This window comes from Arthrobacter sp. UYCu512 (assembly GCF_040547075.1).
GTDB lineage: Bacteria > Actinomycetota > Actinomycetes > Actinomycetales > Micrococcaceae > Arthrobacter.
This window is the reverse complement of sequence record NZ_JBEPPA010000047.1, coordinates 1-2690: the sequence shown is the minus strand read 5'-3', so window position 1 is coordinate 2690 and position 2690 is coordinate 1. Positions and strand designations below refer to the sequence as shown.

Sequence of the window (2690 nt, the reverse complement as noted above, 5' to 3'; positions counted from 1 at the left end):
GTCTACTTTGCCGACGCGAAGAGCCCGTGGCAGCGCGGGAGCAACGAACATCTCAATGGGCTACTCCGGCAGTACTTCCCGAAAGGCACCGACATCTCCCGCTGGAGCATGCCAGAGATCCAAGCTGTCGCCGACATCATCAACAACCGGCCGCGCGGCGTCCTAGGATGGCGCACCCCAGCGGAAGCCTTCGCGGACCAGCTAAGCTCAGTCCCAATAGCAACTGTTGCTTCGACCGGTTGAATACGCCAACATCCCCGGTCGATCGCGTCGCAACGCACCGGTTCCGGAGCGGATCATGCTCACCCACCGCAGGTTCATCGTTGTGGTCCTCTTCGCACCATCCCACTCAGGTGACAACACGAGCGGGGAAGGCGCCGCGTCACCGAATGACACGAAGAAGGCGTATTCATCACTTCGCCGGAAGGCTGCATCCCGCTTCGCCCCGGGAGGGCTGATTGCAATACTCACCATCTGGATACGACCCTCAGGGAATATCTGCTCCAGCAGAAGCCCAAGCCGGAGGTACTCCTTCTCATCAATTGTCACGATAAGAACTGAGTCGTTTGGCTTCAGGAGACGCTTCGCCAGCTGGAGTCGCCGCTCCATGAACGCCAGCCACTTTGAATGTCGGTATAGATCGTCGCCCTCGACGTAGTCGTTGTTGTACTTCCAGTCCCGCGAGCCTGTGTTGTAGGGCGGGTCGATATAGATGGCGTCGACCGCGTGCTCGTGGGTGAAGGTCAGCTGTTCGAGCACGTGAAAGTTCTCGCCGTTTATAACCGAGTGGAATGGCTTGTCCCCGCCGCACTCCACGGTGCCGTCTTGGCGCAGGCCGGGATAGATCCAGTCGCGGAACTCGGCGACCAGGATGAGGTCATCGACCTGTGTCGTGACGGTTTCGTCCTCGGAACTGTCTAGAAGCGAGATCTCGGCGGCGTCACCGATGACCTTGTCGACGCGCCAGAGTCGCTTGTCACCACGAGCGCTTGATCCCCGCGGTGGCAGAACCCGGACCTTACTTCCCTTGCGAATCTTGTGGCCGGCGAGCTCGACGGCTTCGGGTGCATGCCGTTCGAAGTTGAGGCCGAATGGCAGACGCTTCTGCAAGGGCAGGATTTCTTCTTCCAGATCCTTGCCAAGTCGCGGGTCAAGCTGTTTTGCGGCCCGTAGCAGGTCCGTAAGCCTCGACATCTCAATCCTTACTTTCACATGAGAGGAGTTCGCGTCTCACGCTGACTGCGTGGTGCGAACTCCACTGCAAACCATATCCGCGCGGGCTGGCGCGAACGAATCCTTTCACCCACTGGGAAAACGGCCTGCTCTTCATATGCGCCAGAATGTCAGCGCAGCTGCCCCTATGGGTGTGAGGCCCGCGAGGCAGTCCCAGGGAAAAGACGAGAGGCAGTCGCCTCTGCACTCCGCTTTGAGCAGGATCCCTTTGGGTATCCACTCCGAATGCTCCGTCGCCGGCTGGTGGTTCCAGTGTCGGCCATCGCAGAGCTCCGGACCCCTAACCCTCTTTGACTGAGGGTGGGGGCGGCTCGTGGCTAGAGCTTGTCAATCCACGTATCTTCTTCCCTGTTGTCCCAGGCCGAACCTCCGACCGTATTCGGCAGGGCATCTCTGCGCTGCCGAAGGAGATTCAGCACGCGATACGCATCTGTCGCGTAGAGGTCGCGCAGGGAGCTCACGGAGCGAATCACGCAAGACTCAATCACCGCCTTCCGCTCATCTTGCTCGTGGATACCGGCATCGGTGAAGGCGTCCCGTATCCGAGCAACCTGTTCGTCAGTAATGGGCTTGTGCTGTAGCGGCGCTTGACCTTCAGGCGCGGCAATTTCAAACAGTGAATCGGTCATTCGATCAGCGTATCTTTCCGTAGCCGCGGCCGCCGTTTCTGATGAACACGCTTATGCCCCTCCGGGATCTTGTCCGTGAGGGCTAGATGGGCGTCTTCGTAGGTTTTCCCCTGGGCGCTCACGCGTTCGTCGCTGCCGTTGGGTGCTTGGATCGTGCCGGTAATTTCCGCCTGAACACTTTATGCCTGTCGGCGCCTAGAATCCCTCCAGAGCCTGGACTTCCGCGATGTCCAGAAGCGCCGCGGCGTCCGCCCCGGTGGCCCGGGCCAGGTCGTCGAGGGATTTGAGGTGGACCCGGGCGAGGGTGATGGCTACCAGTTCGAGGTACGCGGGGCCGTTGCGTTGTTCGAGGCCGTCGAGGTAGTTCCGCATGCGCCCTTCCAGGGCGCCGGGACCTTCGGATTCTTCCGCGGCGAGCCGCGTCAGTGTCAGGGCTGCCAGGTCTGGGTTGTCGTAGATGAGTCCCATGGCCCCACGCTACGCACCCCATTGGCTCCGTCAAGAGCCACGCTAGCGCCAGCGGTAGGATTCCAGCGCCCGGAGCAGGGGAGCGGGGTCCTTCTTCAGGTGATCGACGGGGCGGGTCCCGGCCAGGGCCCGGGACGGGGTGATCATCCAGAGGGTGAAGTTGTGCGGGATGTCCAGCTCCATGGCCCGGCGGAAGAGGGCCGTGACGGTTGGCTGGAGCTGCCCGCCGGGGAGGAACTGGAAGCCCGGGCAGAAGGTCCCGTCGTCAATGATCTGTTTACCGGACTATGTTGACGGTTCACAGCGCGTGTCGTCGGCCTGGGACGAGCCCCGTCAGCGTCATGCTTTGGTCATGGATCT

General features: G+C 61.3%; 5 protein-coding genes. 1 reads left to right on the top strand and 4 read right to left on the bottom strand.

Annotated features, from left to right (window positions below):
- On the top strand, window positions 1–243 hold a 243-nt coding region (locus ABIB49_RS19200; protein WP_502913847.1), incomplete at its 5' end, for a transposase.
- Here the strand turns inward: ABIB49_RS19200 and ABIB49_RS19195 are convergent.
- The 4 genes from ABIB49_RS19195 to ABIB49_RS19180 form a co-directional block, all read right to left on the bottom strand.
- The gene (locus ABIB49_RS19195; RefSeq protein ID WP_354157651.1) at window positions 208–1194 is read right to left on the bottom strand and encodes a DNA methyltransferase; all 987 of its coding nucleotides are present in this window, start codon (window positions 1192–1194) and stop codon (window positions 208–210) included. The two genes, ABIB49_RS19200 and ABIB49_RS19195, sit on opposite strands and share 36 nt — an antisense overlap.
- 356 nt (window positions 1195–1550) lie before the next feature.
- Entirely contained in the window at window positions 1551–1862 is a 312-nt protein-coding gene (locus ABIB49_RS19190; RefSeq protein WP_354157650.1) for a hypothetical protein, read from the bottom strand.
- Between the two features lie 195 nt (window positions 1863–2057).
- On the bottom strand, window positions 2058–2330 hold the full coding sequence (locus tag ABIB49_RS19185) for a hypothetical protein (RefSeq protein WP_354157649.1): 273 nt from the start codon (window positions 2328–2330) through the stop codon (window positions 2058–2060).
- Between the two features lie 42 nt (window positions 2331–2372).
- On the bottom strand, window positions 2373–2513 hold the full coding sequence (locus tag ABIB49_RS19180; RefSeq protein ID WP_354157648.1) for a hypothetical protein: 141 nt from the start codon (window positions 2511–2513) through the stop codon (window positions 2373–2375).
- Between the last annotated feature and the right edge of the window lie 177 nt (window positions 2514–2690).